The 19,487-nt window shown below is 54.3% G+C and carries 15 protein-coding genes; 10 read left to right on the top strand and 5 right to left on the bottom strand.

What is annotated here, in order from left to right; all coding sequences use genetic code 11:
- Positions 1–9: 9 nt before the first annotated feature.
- The 3 genes from BLQ17_RS02425 to BLQ17_RS02435 all read left to right on the top strand — a co-directional run bounded on the left by BLQ17_RS02425 (position 10) and on the right by BLQ17_RS02435 (position 3,141).
- Positions 10–1,023, top strand: coding sequence for a glycyl-radical enzyme activating protein (locus BLQ17_RS02425; protein ID WP_092219434.1), 1,014 nt, complete (start codon positions 10–12; stop codon positions 1,021–1,023).
- Positions 1,010–2,419 carry a trimethylamine methyltransferase family protein gene (locus BLQ17_RS02430; protein ID WP_176761048.1) on the top strand — a complete coding sequence of 470 codons (1,410 nt, stop codon included), beginning with the start codon at positions 1,010–1,012 and terminating at the stop codon, positions 2,417–2,419. The genes BLQ17_RS02425 and BLQ17_RS02430 overlap by 14 nt, the downstream gene beginning before the upstream one ends.
- Positions 2,420–2,652: 233 nt before the next feature.
- Positions 2,653–3,141: a prolyl-tRNA synthetase associated domain-containing protein gene (locus BLQ17_RS02435; RefSeq protein ID WP_092219438.1), complete on the top strand. Its 489-nt coding sequence runs from the start codon at positions 2,653–2,655 to the stop codon at positions 3,139–3,141.
- A 34-nt stretch (positions 3,142–3,175) separates the two neighbouring features.
- On the opposite strand, the gene BLQ17_RS02440 is transcribed toward BLQ17_RS02435, so the two are convergent.
- Together BLQ17_RS02440 and BLQ17_RS02445 are read right to left on the bottom strand one after the other, a co-directional pair.
- Entirely contained in the window at positions 3,176–4,579 is a 1,404-nt protein-coding gene (locus BLQ17_RS02440; RefSeq protein ID WP_092219440.1) for a sigma-54-dependent transcriptional regulator, read from the bottom strand.
- The gene (locus tag BLQ17_RS02445) at positions 4,576–5,793 is read right to left on the bottom strand and encodes a sensor histidine kinase (RefSeq protein WP_092219442.1); all 1,218 of its coding nucleotides are present in this window, start codon (positions 5,791–5,793) and stop codon (positions 4,576–4,578) included. Before BLQ17_RS02445 ends, BLQ17_RS02440 begins: the two co-directional genes overlap by 4 nt.
- A 485-nt stretch (positions 5,794–6,278) precedes the next feature.
- Here BLQ17_RS02445 and BLQ17_RS02450 point away from each other — a divergent pair, with 485 nt between their 5' ends.
- From BLQ17_RS02450 to BLQ17_RS02480, 7 genes are all read left to right on the top strand, one after another.
- Positions 6,279–6,800, top strand: a complete 522-nt coding sequence (locus BLQ17_RS02450; protein WP_092219444.1) for a TroA family protein — start codon at positions 6,279–6,281, stop codon at positions 6,798–6,800.
- Positions 6,801–6,802: 2 nt separating this feature from the next.
- Positions 6,803–8,476, top strand: coding sequence for a sensor histidine kinase (locus BLQ17_RS02455; protein WP_092219446.1), 1,674 nt, complete (start codon positions 6,803–6,805; stop codon positions 8,474–8,476).
- Positions 8,473–8,901, top strand: a complete 429-nt coding sequence (locus tag BLQ17_RS02460; protein ID WP_092219448.1) for a response regulator — start codon at positions 8,473–8,475, stop codon at positions 8,899–8,901. The genes BLQ17_RS02455 and BLQ17_RS02460 overlap by 4 nt, the downstream gene beginning before the upstream one ends.
- Positions 8,902–8,956: 55 nt before the next feature.
- Complete coding sequence (locus tag BLQ17_RS02465) at positions 8,957–10,270, top strand: sulfite exporter TauE/SafE family protein (RefSeq protein WP_092219449.1); 1,314 nt, start codon at positions 8,957–8,959, stop codon at positions 10,268–10,270.
- On the top strand, positions 10,249–10,953 hold the full coding sequence (locus tag BLQ17_RS02470; RefSeq protein ID WP_092219451.1) for a hypothetical protein: 705 nt from the start codon (positions 10,249–10,251) through the stop codon (positions 10,951–10,953). Before BLQ17_RS02465 ends, BLQ17_RS02470 begins: the two co-directional genes overlap by 22 nt.
- A gap of 74 nt (positions 10,954–11,027) precedes the next feature.
- Positions 11,028–13,562: a PEP/pyruvate-binding domain-containing protein gene (locus BLQ17_RS02475; protein ID WP_092219453.1), complete on the top strand. Its 2,535-nt coding sequence runs from the start codon at positions 11,028–11,030 to the stop codon at positions 13,560–13,562.
- The gene (locus BLQ17_RS02480) at positions 13,543–13,962 is read left to right on the top strand and encodes a response regulator (protein WP_092219455.1); all 420 of its coding nucleotides are present in this window, start codon (positions 13,543–13,545) and stop codon (positions 13,960–13,962) included. The genes BLQ17_RS02475 and BLQ17_RS02480 overlap by 20 nt, the downstream gene beginning before the upstream one ends.
- A 72-nt stretch (positions 13,963–14,034) precedes the next feature.
- Here BLQ17_RS02480 and BLQ17_RS02485 read toward each other — a convergent pair whose 3' ends face one another.
- From BLQ17_RS02485 to BLQ17_RS02495, 3 genes are all read right to left on the bottom strand, one after another.
- Complete coding sequence (locus tag BLQ17_RS02485; protein WP_092219457.1) at positions 14,035–14,670, bottom strand: GntR family transcriptional regulator; 636 nt, start codon at positions 14,668–14,670, stop codon at positions 14,035–14,037.
- Positions 14,671–14,684: 14 nt separating this feature from the next.
- Positions 14,685–16,427, bottom strand: coding sequence for a sigma 54-interacting transcriptional regulator (locus tag BLQ17_RS02490; RefSeq protein ID WP_092219459.1), 1,743 nt, complete (start codon positions 16,425–16,427; stop codon positions 14,685–14,687).
- Positions 16,428–16,654: 227 nt separating this feature from the next.
- The gene (locus tag BLQ17_RS02495) at positions 16,655–19,474 is read right to left on the bottom strand and encodes a DUF1638 domain-containing protein (protein ID WP_092219461.1); all 2,820 of its coding nucleotides are present in this window, start codon (positions 19,472–19,474) and stop codon (positions 16,655–16,657) included.
- Positions 19,475–19,487: the final 13 nt, after the last annotated feature.

The raw sequence follows: 19,487 nt of genomic DNA on the forward strand, positions 1-19,487 counted from the left end.
GGAAGAAACATGAACAATTTATCACGAACCGATATCACAGGAACCGTTTTGGAGATTCAGCGCTGGTCTGTCTCCGACGGCCCGGGATCGAGAACGGTGATTTTTTTAAAGGGATGCCCCCTGCACTGCCCCTGGTGCGCCAACCCGGAATCGCAGGATCGCCGGGTGCAGATGGCGATTTTCAGCACCAGATGCGTAAGGTGCGGGGCCTGCGTGAGGGAATGTCCCGAAAACGTGGCCATTCCCGCTGCCGAAGGGGCGTTTGGAACAGACAACTGTACCGGCTGCGGAAACTGTATCAGAAGCTGCCATGGCGGTGCGCGGAGTTGGATGGGGGAAGAGATGACGGCCGGAGAAGTGGTCGATCTTGTCAAAAAGGATATGGTTTTCTACCGGAAATCATCGGGAGGAGTCACCTTCAGCGGCGGCGAACCGCTGACCCATCCGCAATTTCTCGGTGAAATCATCAACCGCTGCATGGATCTCGGGATACATACCGCGGTTGAAACCTGCGGCTACTTCGACTGGAAGGCAGCTGAGAAGACCATCGCTATGCTCGACTTCATCATGTTCGACCTCAAGCACATGGATGAAGCGACCCACAAAAGGCTCACCGGCGTATCAAACAGGCTCATCCTGGAAAATATCCTGAAAATTTCCTCTTTTGGCATACCGATGGTTATCCGCATTCCCGTTATTCCCGGTGTAAACGACGATGAACACAACATCAGGGCAACCGCGGTTTTCGTCCGCGATCATTTGCCCCAGGCGATAGGCATCGAGGCCCTGGCGTACCACAGGCTTGGGGTAAACAAATACCAGGCCCTCGGCATCGAATATCCGCTGGGTCACATCGAACCGCCGAGCGACAGCCGTATGGCGGCTCTGCGCAAGCTTATCACAGATACCGGGGTACCGTCCATCACCGCAGATAACGACTACGACGCCCAGCTTGTCCGCTCAAGACTGAAATCAACACCAAAACATTTGACTAAGGATGGTCCAGACAATGCTCAAACTTGACCTTATCTCGTTGAAACAGCAGGAGGAACTCCATGAAAAAAGCCTCTATCTCCTTGAAAAGACCGGAGTTGCATTCAACTACAAACCGGCTCTGGAACTGCTCGAAAAACACGGCGCAACCATCGACGGCAATATAGCCCGCATCCCCCCGGGACTGGTTACCCGATGCCTTGAAACATGTCCCGCAAGCTTTACCCTTTCGGCCAGGAACCAATCAAGAGACGTCCGGTTCGGAGATAACGACACCTTTATAGTGCTGCCCAACCTCGGTCCGGTATTCATCAGGGAGACGGACGGGAAAAAAAGGCGCGGGACCATGGATGACTTCGTCAATATAACCAAACTGAGTCACGCCTCTTCGGTTATCGATGTCGTCGGGTCGTGCCCCATAGACGCTCATGACGTCGACAACGACACCAAGTTTCTCGCCATGCTCCATCAATCCTTTCGCCATAGCGATAAACCGGTCATGTGCTGCACCGCAGCTCCGCACCTGGTCGACCGGCAGCTGCAATTGATGGAGATCGCCTTTGAGCAGCCGTCAATACTGCGGGAAAAAACCGTCACCGGGACCAGCCTCAGCCCCCTCAGTCCCCTTGGATACAGCGAAGATGCCTGTCACGCTATCATGGCCTTTGGCGGATTACGCCAGATGGTCATTATCGCCGGGGCGCCGATGTCTGGCATCAGTGCTCCGGTATCCATAAGCGGAACCACCTTGATGATCAATTGCGAATTTCTCGCCGGGATGGTCCTGGCCCAGTGTGCGGGGCCGGGTGCTCCGGTGGTCTATGCAACAACCGCATCTGCGGGTAACCTGACAAACGCCACCTATGTTACCGGTATTCCCGAGACCACCCTGCTGAACATCTTTGCCGCGCAGATGGGCGCTTATTACAACGTTCCGACCAGAAGCGTTGGAACGGCAACCGAAGCCAAGCTGGTTGACATGCAGTCCGGGTACGAAGCCATGCAGAACCTGCTGATGACTGCGCTTGGTGGCACCGACGCAATTTACGAGACGCTGGGTACCCTCGATTCCCTTATGACCGTATCCTACGAAAAATTCATGATCGACCAGGAGCTGCTGTCAAGGGTGAAGACCATTGTCGGCGGGGTGAACGAGACCTCCGGCGATCTGATGCTTGAAGATGTGGAGCAACAGGGAATCGGCGGCAACTATCTCTGCACCCGGGCCACTTTTTCCGCATGTAGGCAGCGATGGAACCCGACGGTATCCACCTGGTGTTCCCACGATAAATGGATGGAAAACGGTTCCCGGTCGGTGGAGGACAAGGCCGCCCTCCTCTGGCACCAGACCCTTGAAAACGCTCCCGCTGCAATTCTCAACCAGCAGACCGACAGAGATATTGCAGCATTTATCACCAAGAGCTGAAAAAAAACAGCCTGCTTTTCCGGCGGCACCGAGGCAGCGGTTGGCAGCGCACCTTTGGGTTGGCGAATTCAATTTTCCAATTTTTACTGGTACTATTCTTGTCAGGAGTTACAATTGCCTCTTTGCAAAGGCCCAAAGCCGTCCGTGACAGCTTGAGGCAAAAATCACGTAACCAACCGAATTTGACAGAAAAGTGCTGATCCTTGCGGGGTCAGCACTTCCAAGGGAAGATTATGCTGCAGACACAACAACAGTTGCTGGCCGTACTGGACGAGAATCAGATCGACTACCAGAACCATGAACACCCTGCCGTTTACACCGTTGAAGAGGCGGCCCGGCACAGTGACGGGATAGACGGAGCCCACAGCAAGAATTTGTTTTTAAAAGATAAAAAGAAAAATCTCTTTCTGGTGGTCACCCTGGCGGACAAGCCCGTTGTTCTCAAGGAGGTGGCCACCAAAATCGGCGCCAAGCACCTCTCTTTCGGCAAACCGGAACTGCTGGGGGAGGTTCTTGGCGTGATTCCCGGAGCGGTGACTCCGTTTGCGGTTATAAACAGCAACGGCCACCCGTTGAAGGTTATTCTCGACAGGGAGATGATGGATAGCGGCACGCTGAATTTCCACCCCCTGGAAAATACCGCCACCACCACTATTTCCGCAGAAAATCTTATCAGGTTTATCGAGTACTGCGGGGTAGACTATGAAGTAACCCTTTTGTAATACAGGTTTTCTTCCAGGCTGCAAAAACAGGGACTCACCTGAACTGCTCCAGATCAATGGCGTACTTCTTGATTTTTTCATAGAGGCCTTTGCGTGAAATCCCCATATACTGATGGGCTTTCGTCACCCGTCCCCCGGTCCGGCGCAGAATCTCTTCCAGGTAGCACTGCTCCTGCTGCGCCATGAACTCCTTTAAGCCGGGCAGCTGGCTGCTGCCCTCCGGCACAGCGGGTTCAAGTAATCCCGGCCTGGTATCCGGCGGACTGCAGCTGCCCAGTACGCAGTGCCGGCGAACAACGTTGCGCAACTCCCTGATGTTTCCCGGCCACTCCCTTTTTATCAGCTCGTTGAGCAGATCGGCGGAGACGATTTGCGGCGTATCCGGATTATCGGCGCAATACTCCTGCCAGAAATGGTTCACCAACAGCGGGATGTCCTCTTTTCGTTCACGAAGCGGCGGCAGGTTGATTGGCAGAACGTTGAGCCGGAAATAGAGATCCTGGCGAAAGTTGCCGCGGGCGATCTCCGAAGGCAGGTCGCGGTTGGTTGCGGCGATGATGCGGGCGTTGAGCCTAATGGCGCTGTTTCCGCCAAGGCGGGTGAAACTGCGCTCTTCCAGTACCCGCAGCAGCTTTGCCTGAAGATGCGGTGGCATGGAGCAGATCTCATCGAGAAAAAGCGTGCCGCATCCGGCAAATTCAAACTTGCCCACCTTGCGCTGGATGGCCCCGGTAAAGGCCCCCTTCTCGTGGCCAAAGAGCTCGGATTCTATCATTTCCGCCGGCAGCGCCCCCATGTTGACCGCCAGGTAGGGCGCATCGCTGTCACTGCCGATATCGTGGATAGCCCGGGCTACCAGCTCCTTGCCGGTACCCGTTTCCCCGACGATCAAGACCGGGTCCTCTTCCCTGGCATAGCTGTTTATCACGGCATACAGCTCCTTCATGGCGGGATGACCGCCAACCAGGCCGTAGAACCGGTCGGCATCCATTTTCCTCGCCTGCAGCTGCTGCTGCAGGCTCCGGTTGGTCGACAGCAGCTGCCTGCGCTCGATGGCCCGTTCTATGGTTGCCACGATCACATCTTCGTCCACAGGTTTCTGCAGGAAATGATAGGCGCCTTTTTTCACCGCCTCCACCGCCAGGCTGATGTCACCGTGCCCGGTGATGAGGATAACCGGAAGGTCCGCATCGTATTCGAGAAGATGACCCAGCAGCTCCATACCATCCATCCCGGGCATGCGAATATCCGCCAGCACCGCGGAAAACTGCTTTTCCCTGACCAGCTCCAGAGCCCGAACCGGGCTATCGCTGGTGGTCGGCACGTAGTCGTTTAAAAAAAGCGTCTGGCTGATGGCGGAAAGCAGGAAACGGTCATCGTCAACTACCAGTATCTCATACGGTTTTTTGGGAGAGTGCAGATCTGAAGGATTGGTCATGCCGCCTCCGTTTTCTGCGATCCGGAAAGGTTCCTGGTCTGGGGGATGGCAACCCGGAAACAGGAGCCCCCGCCGACCGTTGAGTCGACCTCGATATATCCGCAAAAACCCCGCACGATCCGCTCAACGATAGACAGGCCCAGCCCCATCCCGGTCCCCGCTTCCCTGGTGGTATAGAAGGGATCGAAAATTTTCTTGCGCTCCTCATCGTCCATACCGTGGCCGTTGTCTTTTATGGATATCTCCACATAAGGTTCGCGCCGCATGGTCTCAGGGTTCACTTTTTTTACCACTCTGGTACCGATCACCAGCTGCGGGGCAGCAACCTTGCCCATAGCCTGGATACCATTCTGAATCAGGTTGAGGAGTACCTGCTCCAGCCGCACCTCCACCGCACACACCGTACAGCCCTCCGGGGCCATCTCTGTTGCAACCTGCACCTCGCCTATACGCAGCTGCGGTTCGAGAAACTGGAGGATTTTTTCGACCAGGGGATTGATCGCCACAGGGTAGAGCTCCTCCTCGGCCTTCCGCCCGAAACTGCGCATGGTATTGATAATGGAGGAGGCTTTATTGACCCGGTCGACAATAACCTCCAGGTTTTTGCGCAGCAGGTCCAGATCCGGCTCCGGTTTCTCCAGAGCCTTTATGCCGTTACGGGCAAAGAGCAGGATGGCATTGAGGGGTTGGGTCAATTCGTGGCCGATACCGGCGGTCATCTCACCAAGACTTGCCAGGCGGCTTGAATGGATAAGCTGTTTCTGCCCCTCTCGCAGCCGGTCCATCAATTCGTAGAATTCACTGCAGTCGGAACAGATCAGCATATGCAGGGTCAAACCGTTGGGGGTTACGTGGGTGGAGCCGCGCACCTTTATCGGCAGCCGCGCCATTTTGCCCTGCAGCTGCGCTTCAAACTCGGCAAATTCGGACGCCGCAAAACCTTCCCTGATTTTGGCCGCGGTCTGCTGATCGAAAATCTGATCCAGGCTGAGGGGAAACCGGGCGACCTCAGGATATCCCGTCTTGGCATAAAACTCACGGCTGGCCTGGATGACGGTGAAGTTTTGATCGACCACCAGGAGCAGTTCGGCAATACCGGAGAGGACACGCTCGGTGAAGGAGCGGCTGGCCTCCACCTCCTCATGTTTTTTCAGCATGCGGACAACCAGGTCCTCCCGCTGCCGCTCCAGAATCTTAATGGTTTCATCGACCATGGTCACTCCTTTGAAGTTGCAAGACAACAGCCGCCCGTCTCAAGAGCAGACCCTGTACCGAAACAAACGTTACCGGGGTCACAAACGTTACAGCTGTCATACTGTCCGACGGGCTGCACCCTGCAGACTGCTCGTTGCAGACAGATCCCTATCCAGCTTTTCTACTCTTATCCCTGCAATTTGTCACCAAAATTGCACATATATCGCCTCCAAACCAGCCTGAACGTAACGAAAACTACACACTATATTTTATTATTTAATTTCAAAACATTACACGACAAAACAAAAAAATCCTGTCACCTCCATTGCACAAAGCCTAACCACACAATTGCCCGCAAAAATCATGGCCGTGCGCCACAACATACTGACATCAAACGTAAAAACAACAAAAACGCCCGATTGTTACCGCAACTGGCCCTGCCCTTGCAGTTAAGGAAATAGAACTGGCCTGTTGTCCATAACATTTTACAGGGGAGCCGACCACCATGCAGAGCACCAACGACAACGAATACCTCACCTTCTCCCGGGCAGCCTCACTGTGCTGCGTTTCTACAACACGATTCAAGCGGTGGACCGAGTCGGGACTGATTCCCGTTGTCGACTGTCATGGCCACTGCTTGATCAGCTCCCACGACCTCATCCGCCATCTGGTCAGGTACAACATGCCCATCCCCAATCTCCTGCTGCAGGGAAGGGTGAAGAAGATCCTGATCGTTTTTCTGCAGCTGATCGTGTCCGGCAAGGTGACCCGGCAGATCGTCCGGGCACTGTACCGGCTAAAGGAAAAGACGTCCTGCATCCTTGAATGTATCAGTTATGACGCCAACACCGAACTCAAGGTCATCACCTTCAACCCTGATGTCATTGTCCTGTTCGGTAAAAAATCCCACGCGGAAAAGATTGTCGACAGAATCAGGTCGATTTTGACCGGTACCGTTAACGTATACTGTTTTTCCCCTGCCCAGACCGTCGAACTGCAAAACACCCTGAAAAGGCTCGGGAGGTAATAATGACCGATCATAAGACCAGATACTACGCCAAACTGCGCAAACTCCTGACGGCGGGATTCTTCCTTTGCGGCATCATCCCCATCCTGATCATAGCCTCTACCTCGATCTACAACTTCAAAGATGTCGCCATCCAGGATATCGAGGTAACCGCAGGCCAGGTCATTACCCATCGACGGGATGTGATCAACAATTTTTTACAGCATCAGGTGGACCTGCTGACCACCCTGATCAGCCTCTACGACAAGGAACATTTCAATACCGTGGAGACCCTGAACGAACTGTTTGTCGCAATCAGCAAGTCGGGCAGCATCGTCGATCTGCAGACCATTGCGACCAGCGGCAAGCAGCTGGCCTATGTCGGCCCCTACCGCGAGCAGGTGACAGGCAAGAATTACCACAACCAGGGGTGGTTCAACGAGGTGCTTGTACGGGGGGTATACGTGAGCGACATCTTCAGCGGGTATCGGGGAGTTCCCCATTTTGTCGTCGCTCTGACCGACCCGCTCAAGAGTTATGTTCTGCGTACCACCATCAATTCAAGCGTGTTCAACTCCCTGCTGCACAGTGCGCAGATAGGTGCGGGCGGCGACGTATTCATCGTCAACAAGAGCGGGGAACTTCAGACCCCGAGCCTGCAGCACCGGGCGACTCTCGATGAAACCGAGAGTAAGCTAATAAAGCATCACGCGGGAACGGAACTAACCCTCATCGGCGAAGAACTCTACGCCACGACCTGGCTCAACACCCGGAACTGGATGCTGATGCTCAAGGTGCACCTGCCAGATATGCTGTCGAGCTACCGGCAGCATGTCTACCGCACCATGCTCATCATCGGGACTACCGCTTCACTTTTTTTGTTCATCGCCTTTTTTCTCAGCCGCTTCATCGTCTCCCACATTGCCAGGACCGACCGTGAATCGGCAGCCCTGGATCAGCAGATGGCCCATATCGAAAAAATGGCCAATATCGGCAGGTTGGCTGCCGGTGTGGCCCATGAGATCAACAACCCCCTGCAGATGATCCTGGCCCAGGTGGGTTGGCTTGAAGAGCTCTTTTCCGACGAAGAGTCCGGAGCACTGAAGAATCATGAGGAATACCAGACCACCATCACCAAGATCAAGCACCACGTTGAACGGGCGGCGGTGATCACCCATCGCCTGCTTGGATTTTCCCGTAAAATCCGGGCGGAACAGGAACAGGTCCAGATCAACGACGTGGTCACGGAGACCCTCTCCTTTCTCGAAAAGGAGGCCCTGCACAACAACATCGGCATAACACTCGACCTGCCCGCGACTCTTCCCGTTACCGTGACCGAGCCCCACCGCCTGCAGCAGGTGCTGCTCAACCTTTTCGACAACGCCCTCGACGCGGTGGGACACGACGGTGAGGTGCAGATCCACACCAGGGCTGAAGGCCAGAAGATAATAATCGAGGTAACCGACAACGGTCAGGGCATAGAAGCGGAGGTGATGAAGCAGATCTGGGACCCCTTTTTCACCACCAAGGAACAGGGCAAAGGAACTGGTCTCGGGCTGTCCATAAGCCAGAACATCATCCGTACCATGGGCGGCACCCTCGAAGCGAAAAACAGAAAAGAAGGTGGGGCAGTGTTCACAGTGAAACTCCCCATTCGACAATCAACATTTTTGAAACAGGAAAGGAGGACGCAATGACTCGATACAGTGTACTGGTGGTCGACGATGAGCAGGATTTTCGTGAGATCATGGTAAAAAAACTGCGGAAAAAAGAGCTCGAATGCGACGGCGCTCCCGACGGGGAAACCGCGCTGCAGATGTTTTCGCCGGGAAAATATGACGTGGTGCTGCTGGATGTAAAAATGCCCGGACGGGACGGCATCGAGATTCTTCAGGAGATGAAGAAAATCGCCCCCATGACCGAGGTGGTGATGTTGACAGGTCATGCGTCGGTGGAATCTGGGATCAACGGCATCAAGTTCGGCGCCTTTGATTACCTGATGAAACCGATGGATATGGAACGGCTGATGGAAAAACTGGATGCAGCCTATGAACGCAAACGTTCCCAGCAGCAGAAAATTGAGATGGCCCAGATCAAGAAAGATATGGCCATGCCCAGTTAACCTGTCGCGACGGTACGATCAACAGCCACCATCAAGCAGACACAAGGAGAACCAGATGAAATTCATGCGAAATCTACACCAGTTCATGATGGCGGGCGCCAGAGCGCAGGCCCGCTGGGAATTGGAAATATCCAACACCATTTTACGCAGCCGCAGACGGCTGGCGATAATCGGCCTGCTGCTTCTCCCCATAATCTTCGGCGGTATCGCCTTTGCCGACAACGTCGGCGGCGCTCTTCCCGCCTTTATCGGAGGTAAATCCGCCTACGGCCCCTCCCATTACACCAACCTTATCTTCGGCGCTTCCATTCTGGTGGGACTCTGCGCCGGACTTATCACCGGCTGCATCGGCGCAGGAGGCGGTTTCATCATCGCCCCCGCTCTTATGAGCGTAGGGGTAAAGGGAATTCTTGCGGTTGGAACTGACCTGTTCCATATTTTCGCCAAGGCTATCATGGGTTCGGTCCTGCACCGCAAGATGGGCAATATTGCCGTTGCCCTGGCGGCAACCTTTCTTATCGGGGCCATCAGCGGTTCAACCCTGGGCGGTTATATCAACCGCGCGCTGTATGAGAAGAATCCGGTCCTCAGCGATATGTTCATCACTGTCATCTACGTGCTGATGCTGGGATTTCTCGCCTTCTACGCCCTGAGCGACTGGTATCGGACCCTGCGCCGCAAAAACGCGGCGGCCGATGTGGCTGAGTCCAGCGGACCGCAGGCCGAGGAAATACCGCCCATCGGCAAAATGGTACAGTCGATCAACCTGCCGCCAATGCTGACTTTCGACCAGGGAGTCACCCCCGGCGGGAGAAAAATTTCCGCATTCTTTCTGGTAATTGCCGGGTTCATCGTCGGTCTCGCCGCAGCGATCATGGGCGTGGGCGGCGGCTTCCTCACCTTTCCGATCTTCGTCTACGGCCTGGGAGTCTCTTCCATGACGACGGTGGGCACTGATATTTTTCAGATCGTTTTCACCGCCGGATACGGCTCCATTACCCAGTATGCCGTCTATGGGTTTATCTTCTATACCCTGGCCATGGGTATGCTGTTGGGCTCGCTCATCGGCATCCAGATCGGTTCCATTGTAACCAAAGTGGTTTCCGGTACAACCATCTGCGCATTCTATGCTGTCACTGTAAGCGCCGGCTTTTTTAACCGAGCCTGCGCTCTACCCGAAAAAATGATGAAAATGGGATACATCGATGTCTCTCCGCAACTGCTGAAACTGCTCAACATCGTAGGAACCTTCGGGTTCTTTATCATCATCATCATTTTTGCAGTGTGGGTGTTCTGGAGCTTTTTTACCAACCTGAAAGTATTACGTGCAGAGGAGGTCCATGAATCATGGGAAACTCAAAACAACTGAAAATACGCGGAATCCTGATGTTGCTGTCTTTTTTTATCGTGCTGATGATCATCTTTCTGCCGCTGCTCCCCGGCGCAGGAGGAAAAAAAGTCAACGGACTCGATTATCTGGATAACTTTTTCAACGAACTGTCAAAAGGCTCAGCCTACCACATCGACAAACAGCTCGAGGACGCCGCACATTATACGGGCAGCAGCTTCAACCACACCCTGATTATGGATTCCCCCCAGCAGGCCCTGCTCGCGGCTAACATGTTGAATATCAACAACTTGCCGGCAACGGTACAGGGGGGAGTGAACCTCACGGTCGACGCAGACTTCGGACAGATCATGACAACGATCCTGCGCGATGCCGATACCATGTACCATAACAACGGCCAGGCGATAACGGACAAGTACGGGGTAGACGAAATGTCGGCTCTTTATTCATGGTACCGGTTGCAAAACGCCATGGCGGCCAAGTTAACAGGGAGCGGCGCTTTCGCCCAGGCGAAGTTTGTTAAAAAATCAATGACCAAAGGCGTTGAACCGGCCTACAATTACTACAAGGTGGAAGTCAAACCCGTACGGGAGGAGATATTCCTGCTGATCGCAGCACTCGTCTTTTACGTGGCCTACACGATATGGTACGGTTTTGGCCTGCTCTATATTTTTGAAGGTCTTGGCATCAAGATTAAACACTGACGCCGGACAATTTCGTACTTTGTCGCTGCCGGACCAGTATACTCCGGCAGCGACAACCTCATTTCGATGGTGCAATGAAAACCTTACTGGCCAGACTCAAGCGCTTGTTTTCTTCTCCTGCCGCCGCCCACCCGACCCTTGAGGAGCTGCAGCATCTTTTCACCAGCAGATACCTTCACTTCCGGGAACTGCTCACGGCCAACAACAATGCGCTGGAAGCCATGGCGGAGATGGAAAAAGCCCTGCTTGACGGGCGCAGTTACTCCATGGCCTTTATCAGGGCAAAATCGACGATCATCACAGTAAATGTATTCAAGATGATCGATAATCTGCGATATATAGCGGACGGCAGATACGGTCAGCTGGTGGTCGCTTATCGCAATATTGAGAAAACAATCGACGAACTCATCGACCAGTCCCGCCCCGCAGTGGAGGGGGACTGGGTCCTGCCGCTGACCCGGGTAAACCGGTCCCTGGTTGAGTTGAGCGGCGAGAAAATGGCCAACCTGGGCGAAGCGGGAACGGTTAAAGACATTCAAATCCCCGAGGGGTTCGTCATCACCAGCGGGGCTGCGCAGGCAGTGTTTTCCCACAACAACCTCTTCACCGAGATCAACCGCATCATTCAGCAGACCGACGCCCGCGACCTGGAAGATCTGCACCGCCGCAGCCACCAAGTACAAAAACTGATCATGGCCTGCTCCCTACCAACAGAGCTGGAACGGTTGATTAAAGAACAGTTTGACCTGCTGGAAAATAAAATCGGCCGCCCCATTGAGGTGGCTGTCCGCTCCAGCGGCCTGGGAGAGGATCTTGGCCGGGCGTCGTTTGCCGGACTGTACCGCACCGAACTGCATATCGACCGCGACCAGCTTATCGACGCTTACAAGGCGGTACTGGCCTCAACCTACTCCGCCAGGGCCATGACCTACCGGTTGACCAAAGGGTACCGTCACGAACAGATGCTGATGGGGGTAGGCTGCCTGCTCATGGTAGAGGCGGCGGTAAGCGGGGTCTGTTACTCCCGGTCAATGACCGGGGAACGGCAATGCATGGAGATTTTCTGGGCTCCGGGGAGCGGCAAAGGCGTTGTCGAAGGCACAAAAGATACCGGACGGCTGCTGGTAAAACGGCACTACCCGTTTGAAATAATCGAGAAAAAGGGCACTCCCCTTTCTGTTTTATCCGATAAACAGGTTACTCAGATCAGCGAAGCGGCCATGAAGCTTGAAGCCCGTTTCGGCACGGAGCAGGACATTGAATGGTCCATCGACTCCTCCGGCAGCCTCTTTATCCTGCAGAGCAGGCCTATATCTGTCAGCCCCTGGGCACAGAGCCAGCCAGATCCTGCCCCACTCGCCGATCAACAGCTCCTGCTGCGAGGTGGGGTTACCGCCTGCCCCGGCGCAGAGGCGGGGCAGGTATGGGTGGTTCGCTCGACCGTCGACCTGCTCGGGTTTCCCCACGGAGCCGTGCTGGTGGTGGAACATCCGCTGCCCGAATGGGCGCCGCTGCTGAGACGGGCCTCCGCCCTGATTGCGACAACCGGAAGTGTCGCCGGGCATCTGGCGACCATCGCCAGGGAATTTAACTGTCCTGCACTTCTTGGCGTCAGGGACGCTCTTAATGTTTTGCAAAACGGACAGGTTGTAACCGTCGACGCCACCAGCCGCTTTATCTATGGTGACCGGGTCGACCAGGTTATATCCTGCAACGTTGACAAACAAAATCCCATGCACAACAGCCCGGTCGAGCAGACCCTGAAGGCGGTCCTCAGTCGCATCACCCCGCTGACCCTTACCGATCCGACCTCACCTTTTTTTCGTTCTTCCCGGTGCCGGACCCTGCACGACATCACCCGGTTTTGTCACGAAAAAGCTGTGGTGGACATGTTCGGGTTCGGCGAAAGATACCGCTATGTAAAAGGTGCAGCCAAGAGGCTGGTGGGCAATATGCCCATGGAGTGGTGGGTAATAAACCTGGCCGACGGTTTTGCCGCAACCTACGATGCCAGCAACAAGTACATACTGATCGATGAAATCACCTGCGAACCGATGCTGGCAATCTGGCAGGGTATGCATGCCATTCCCTGGGCGGGACCTCCCCGGGTCAACGTTCGTGGCATGGGGGCGATTCTGTTCCAGTCCACCCGCAATCCGGGCCTTGACCCCGCCGCGCCTTCAGCGATGGTGCAGAAAAATTATTTCCTGATCTCAAAGAATTACTGCAACCTGAGTTTTCGACTGGGCTATCATTACGCAACGATCGAGGCATACATCTCCAGCCTGCGGACGGAACGCTACGTCACCTTTCGTTTCAAGGGGGGAGCGGCGGATGAATCCCGCCGGATCGCCAGGGTCGAACTCCTTGCCGAACTTCTTGTGCGTCACCAGTTCCGGGTGGAAAAAATCGGTGATTCCCTCGCGGCACGGGTTGAAAAACGATCGCAGAATGTCTTATATAACTGTCTGAAGATACTTGGTTATCTGTCAATACATACCCGACAGATCGACATGGTGATGTCGGCTCCCGGCCAGATGATGCGGTATCGCAACAAGTTTAACAAAGAAATCAAGGAAATGCTCAGCCATGGAAAACGAGAAAATTGATTCCCTGGAAGCCGCCTCGGGAATAACGGTCCTCATCGTCGACGATGAAACGGATTTTTTGGAAATTATGAACAAGCACCTCTGTCGGCTGGGGCTGAAGGTGGAAACGGCTGGAGGATGCAGGGCAGCCATATCCTCAATGGAGACCAGCCCCAAAGAAGTGGTGATCATGGATGTCAGTATGCCGGAAATCGACGGTATCCGGTGTTTGCAGTTGGTCAAGGAGCTGTGGCCCGATACTGAGATAATAATCCTCACCGGCCACGCTTCGGTCAAATCGGGGGTAGAAGGGATGCAGAACGGCGCCTTCGACTACTGCCTCAAACCGATAGACACCAGGGAACTGGTTGAAAAAATCGAACTGGCGGCAAGAAAAGCGCTGGTGAACAGGCGTAGCTGACGATCCCTTCACTCCTCCGGGAAACCCTGGGGAACCCTTGTGAAGAGGTACGGGCGGGCCCTGTTTCATCCATCAGATTTCATGCTTGTGGTACAGCTCCAGCACCCTGTCAATATGCTGGTAGATTGCTTTTCTCGCCCTGTCGGGATCGCCATCTTCTATGGCCCTTATAATTTGCCGGTGTTCCTCAAGAGACTGACTGCGCTGGCTGGACACTTGGAATCTTTTCCTTGCAAAAAGCGCAATTGAAAGGCGCAGGTCGCCGTACAGCTCGATCAGCCGCTGATTGTCCGTGGCTTTCACGAGGTCCTCGTGAAATTTGCGATCTTCTTCCTGAAATTGCTGTAATCCTTCGGATTCGCACACCTTTTGCTGATACATCAGGTGATTGTTGAACAAGTCGGGATCAAATTTTTTATTGGTGGCGGCCAGAAGTTCTGCGGCAAAACCTTCAATAGCCTTGCGCATGGCGAACAGTTCCTCGATATCCCTGAGATCGAATTCATTCACCTGAAAGCCCCGCTGCGGCAGCCTGGTGACCAGACCTTCCTTCTCCAGCCGCTGGATCGCCCCCCGAATCGGAGTCCTGGAGATATTAAGCTGTTTTGAAAGAGCAACCTCGCTGTATAATTTCCCGGGAGTGAGCTCTCCGGTCCGGATCAGTTCCTGGCACTTGACGTAAGCAAAATCCTGTAGTGATATTTTCATGGGAACTTCTCTTTCTACCTGGTGGACAATCCATATTTCTTCAGCTTGCGAACAATTGTCGGTTGACTGATATTGAGATATTTCGCCAGCTCACGGGTTGAATTATACTGGGCTATAGCATTCTTTATAATCTGTTTCTCGAAAATAGCCATGATATCGTCAAGACTCTTTATCCGGCTGTCCTGCTCCGACGCCTTGGCCACCTCCTCCATCACGTCTTTACCGATACACTCTATCACCACCCTGTCGATAAATTCCGATTCACTCATCACAACCCCCTTGTTGATTATATTTTTCAACTCACGAACATTGCCTGGGAACGAATAGGTCTGCATCATGGCAATGATCATGGGGTTGATCTTGTTGTTGGTGCCGAACTTCTCATTGGCTTTTCCGAGAAACTGGTTGGTCAGCTCAAAAAGGTCCTCGGGCCTCTCCCTGAGCGGCGGGATGGTCAGCTGGAGACTGTTCAGGCGATAATACAGATCGGCCCTGAATTTTTTTTCCTCGATCAGCTTCTCAAGGTCCTGGTTGGTCGCGGCGATAATTATACAGTCCACCTTGCGCTGGGTCGTCCCTCCTATCCGCATGACTTGGTGATCATCGAGGTACTTCAGCAGTTTCGCCTGTCCGGCAGGGGGAAGCTCGCCAATCTCATCCAAAAAAAGGGTGCCTTCGTCGGCCAGTTCAATGAGTCCGGGCTTGCCGCTTTCCTTGGCTCCGGTAAACGCACCTTTATCGTAACCGAAAAGCTCCGCCTCAAGGATCGCCTCCGGAATTGCCGCGCAGTTGATCTGTATAAAAGGTTTTGCAGAACGTTTGCCGCATGAGTGGATGAATTTTGCCGCAAGCCCCTTGCCAGTTCCCGATTCACCCTGGATAAGAATATCCGAGGCGTCCATTTTGGCAAACTTGAGGGCGGTCTGCATGATGGAGCGCATTTTATGATTTTCAGCGACGACCTCATTTTCCTGCAGTTCATGCATCACCAGCAGTGCCAGCTCATCCTTATACCGTTCCTTCTCCCTTGTCACTTCGTCCAGTTCCTGCTGTATCGCTATGAGCCTGGAGATGTCCCTTTCGTTGACGACGACCATGGCCACTTCGCCGTTTTTATCAAGCACCGGTATACCGGTACAGAGGATCTGTTTCTTCGTCATCAGCGCCGTCTGCAGCTGCGACACCTTCTTTCGCGTCCTGACCACCTCCTCGGTAAGGGTCATGTTGTAAAAACCCCGCTTGACAAAGGTCTGGACATGCTGTCCGATAACCTCCGACTTCTTCATCCCAAGGCTCTTTTCCACAGCATTGTTGATCAGGATGACCTTGCCGTCACTGCCGATCAGCCACAAACCGTCGAAGGAAACGTCAAAAACCGTCTCGAATTTCCTGTCATCCAGATCAATGAAGTCGAGGTTGCGGGCAACACTCTCAAACTCCTTCATATCGACAAAACTGCAGACCGTGCCGATGACTTTTTCGTCTTTTTGGATAACATTGATGGAGACGATAAGATGTTCCTCCTTTCCTTCCACCTGATATCCGAAATAGGGTTTACGCTTTTCGATGACCTTGAAAATGAGTTTTCCGGTTTCCGGCAACACCTCCAGGACACTGACGCCTTCAACGAGGCGATCGGATTTTTTGACTATATTCCTGGCTGAATCGTTGACGTGGGTGACTTTCCCGTCCACATCGGTGCCGATTATGCCATGGACACAGTGCTTGAAAATCTGTTCGGTATCAGGAAGCTGCATTTTGAAGGTATCCTTTTCGGGTTAATAATGTACAGAAGCATCAACTGTCGATTATACCAGGCCGACCCCTTTCCGCATCAATTTGCATTACAGGTTATCACTGAAATTTCGCTTTCTTCAGCCACCATGTGGGAACAAACAAAAAGCACCACATCTCCTGTTGAAGAAGAAATGGTGCTGCTGGTGATGCATTGAGCGCGACAGCCAGGGGCCGCCTGCTGCCACCATCACCCGGGGGATACGGTTTCAGAGGTGTAGTCAGGCCTGCCCACCAGTTTAGCGGCGAGCCGGCGTTCGAGGAAAATAGGCGTTCCTCCGCCTGCCTGCACAACCTTGTCGCTGATCTCTATTGACACGACACTGTTTGAGGTTCCCGCATTGCGCGCCTGCTCCCGAACCTCGTTTTTCAGATAGCCTACCCCCCAGGCCTCGGCCTCGTCGATACTCTTGAAACGTTTGCCTCCGGAAACCCCCTGCAGGTTAAACCCGCCAAGCTGGTCCGGACGAATAAGCAGCTGCTGCCTTATAACCACGTTACTGGTTATCGCGCCGAGCGCGTTAGCCACATCGGCATCTTCGGGGATCACCACTTCCGCGCCCAGCATCTTGCCCGCATTGGGCAGGAAATAGTGCACCGGCGCGCCGATTCCGACAATGGGCTGTTCCAGCGAAAAGCGGACCTTGTACCGTCTGTTGCTGCCGGTGAGGATCGATTCGATCAAGTGATTCGCCAGCTTGTCGCCGTTGAGGAAATCCACGTCCACATCATGGGACAGCTGCTTGGCCAGGAGTTCCCGGGCCAGATCTTTTTCAAATTTGGCGAAGACCTGCCCGATAAACTGCTCGGGTGTCGTCTGGGTGAGGACTGAAAAAATGTTCACCAGACGCTCTGCCGCCGTCGATTCCCACCTGGTGAACCGGCCGCTTACCTGCAGAAGATCAGTAGGAGTAAGCCCGCATCGCTGTACCAGACCGCACTCTTCCAGGCGTGCGGTATTGAGAAAACGGCTGCTGATAAGGTCAAGCTTTATCGCCAGTTCATCAAGGCAGTGGGGACGCTGCCTGAGCAGGTCGTAAATTTTCTGTTCTTCCCTGGACGGTGCAAAGGGGAATTCGCCCTCCATGGCGATGAAAAACGTCTGGGAATATAGCAGCGTTTCCGTTACCGCCAGCTTTTCCTCAAGAAAACGAAGCGCTTTGTCCAGCCCGGCCGCCGACTGCAGGTCCGCCCACACGGCGGGCGCCACCCTTCTCGGCCCCAGCTGCAGCTGGTTTTTCTGCCACTGGATATGGCTGTCGCCGCCAAGACCTATGGTGCGCATGTCAAGCGCCTTGACATGGGTGGCAAACCCTCCGACCCTGGCGCCGGTCTCGCACACCTCAACCAGTCCCTCGGCCAGGTCCGCGGTGTCCGTGGTGGTACCGCCGATATCGACTACCATCGCCTCGTCAAGTCCCGTCAGCAGCCGGGCACCCGCGACACTTGCCGCCGGACCGGACAAAATGGTCTCGACGGGACGCTCCCAGGTCATGGCGGCGGACATCAGGGTGCCGTCTCCTTTTACGACCATCACCGGAGCGTTGATGTTTCTTCTTTCGAGAACCTCTTCGAGTTCCCCGAAAAACTTTATCATTCTCGGGATAATTCTGGCGTTGAGAACAGCTGTCTGCGCCCGCACCGCAAAATTGAGCAGATCGGAGAACTCATGTCCGCAGCAGACCACCATTCCGGTCTCCTGTCTGAGAATTTTTTTAACCTCAAGCTCATGGGCCGGATTGACGGAGCCGCCGAAACCGGAGACGGCAAAGGCGGTCACACCATGATGCTCTATCATGGTGCGGGCGGCTCTTATGACCTCCTCCGGGTCTATGGGAGCCCGCTCCTTGCCGGAAATTGAGATACGGCCGGAAATCACCGCCTTGGGGGAGTGCGACAACAAATTTTCAGGTATCCCGCCGGGACCGGGCATAATGAGAAGTCCCGGCTGCTGCCCTTCACCCTCGACAATCGCGTTGGTGGCAAGGGTGGTGGAAACGGCCACCATCTCGATCTTGTCAAAGACAGACTGGTCCAGTCCACCAAGCGCCCCGTCGATCCCCAGGGAAAAGTTCCATTTTGTCGTCAGCGACTTGTTCTTGGATTGTATCGAGTTCTGCGCAAAATCATAAATTGCTGCATCGGTATAAGTACCTCCGGCGTCGATCCCAAGTCCGTAACGGGGCTGCGGTTCATCGCCGGTCACAAGCTCGTCGAAGACAACCAGCCGCGGCCGGTCCGGACTGTCGTTTGCCGAGCTCGGGGTGGACGCGGACAGACCGTTTGCAATAGGGGAGTAGATGGTCACGTAACCAGGGGGCACGACCAGGATCTGATCGTCGGATTCCTGCTGGGTGAGCAGCCGTTTTATGAGGGCGAGACTTCCCGTTATTTCCTCATATCGCCAGCCGTATTTCTCCGCCATGGCCCTGGCATGTTCCCGGTAGTGGGCTCCGCCGGGCGTGCCGGTGTCGATAAAGGCGGCACGCTGGTAATTTTTCTGCCAGGTTGAGAAAAAATCAATAATTTCTTTACCGCTCTTTTCCCCATATTTCCGGGTAATCTCACCGCATCCCATGGCCTGATCACCGATCCAGACCTGCTCCTTGCCATCTTCCCCCGGTCTTTTCTTTTCCCGGTACCAGCCGGCAGAGAGATAAAATGTTCCGGGAAATTTGGCGAACTGCTCCTTGTATGCCCGGTCACTTCCCAGAAAAAGCGCGATACAGTCGTGGACCTTGGGGAATACAAGTTCGACACCGGGCGCCGCTATTCCGACCGTTCCCCGGCCGCACAGACCGTACCCGATGACGATCCTGCTGCAGTCGGGCTCGGCCGCCACCTCGTCAATCGCCTGCTGCAGCCTGCTCCGGAGTTCGCCGGGATAGTTGTGCAACCCCCCCGGGAGCATTTTTCTCTTCACATGAAGCCCAAGTTCATCAGCTACATGGATCACATCCGGGCCGAGCACTCCGCAACCGATAAAATAAACCGTATTCCCGCATTCCATAAACTTCTTTTCA

Origin of the sequence: Desulforhopalus singaporensis (genome assembly GCF_900104445.1) — a bacterium.
Lineage (GTDB): Bacteria > Desulfobacterota > Desulfobulbia > Desulfobulbales > Desulfocapsaceae > Desulforhopalus_A > Desulforhopalus_A singaporensis.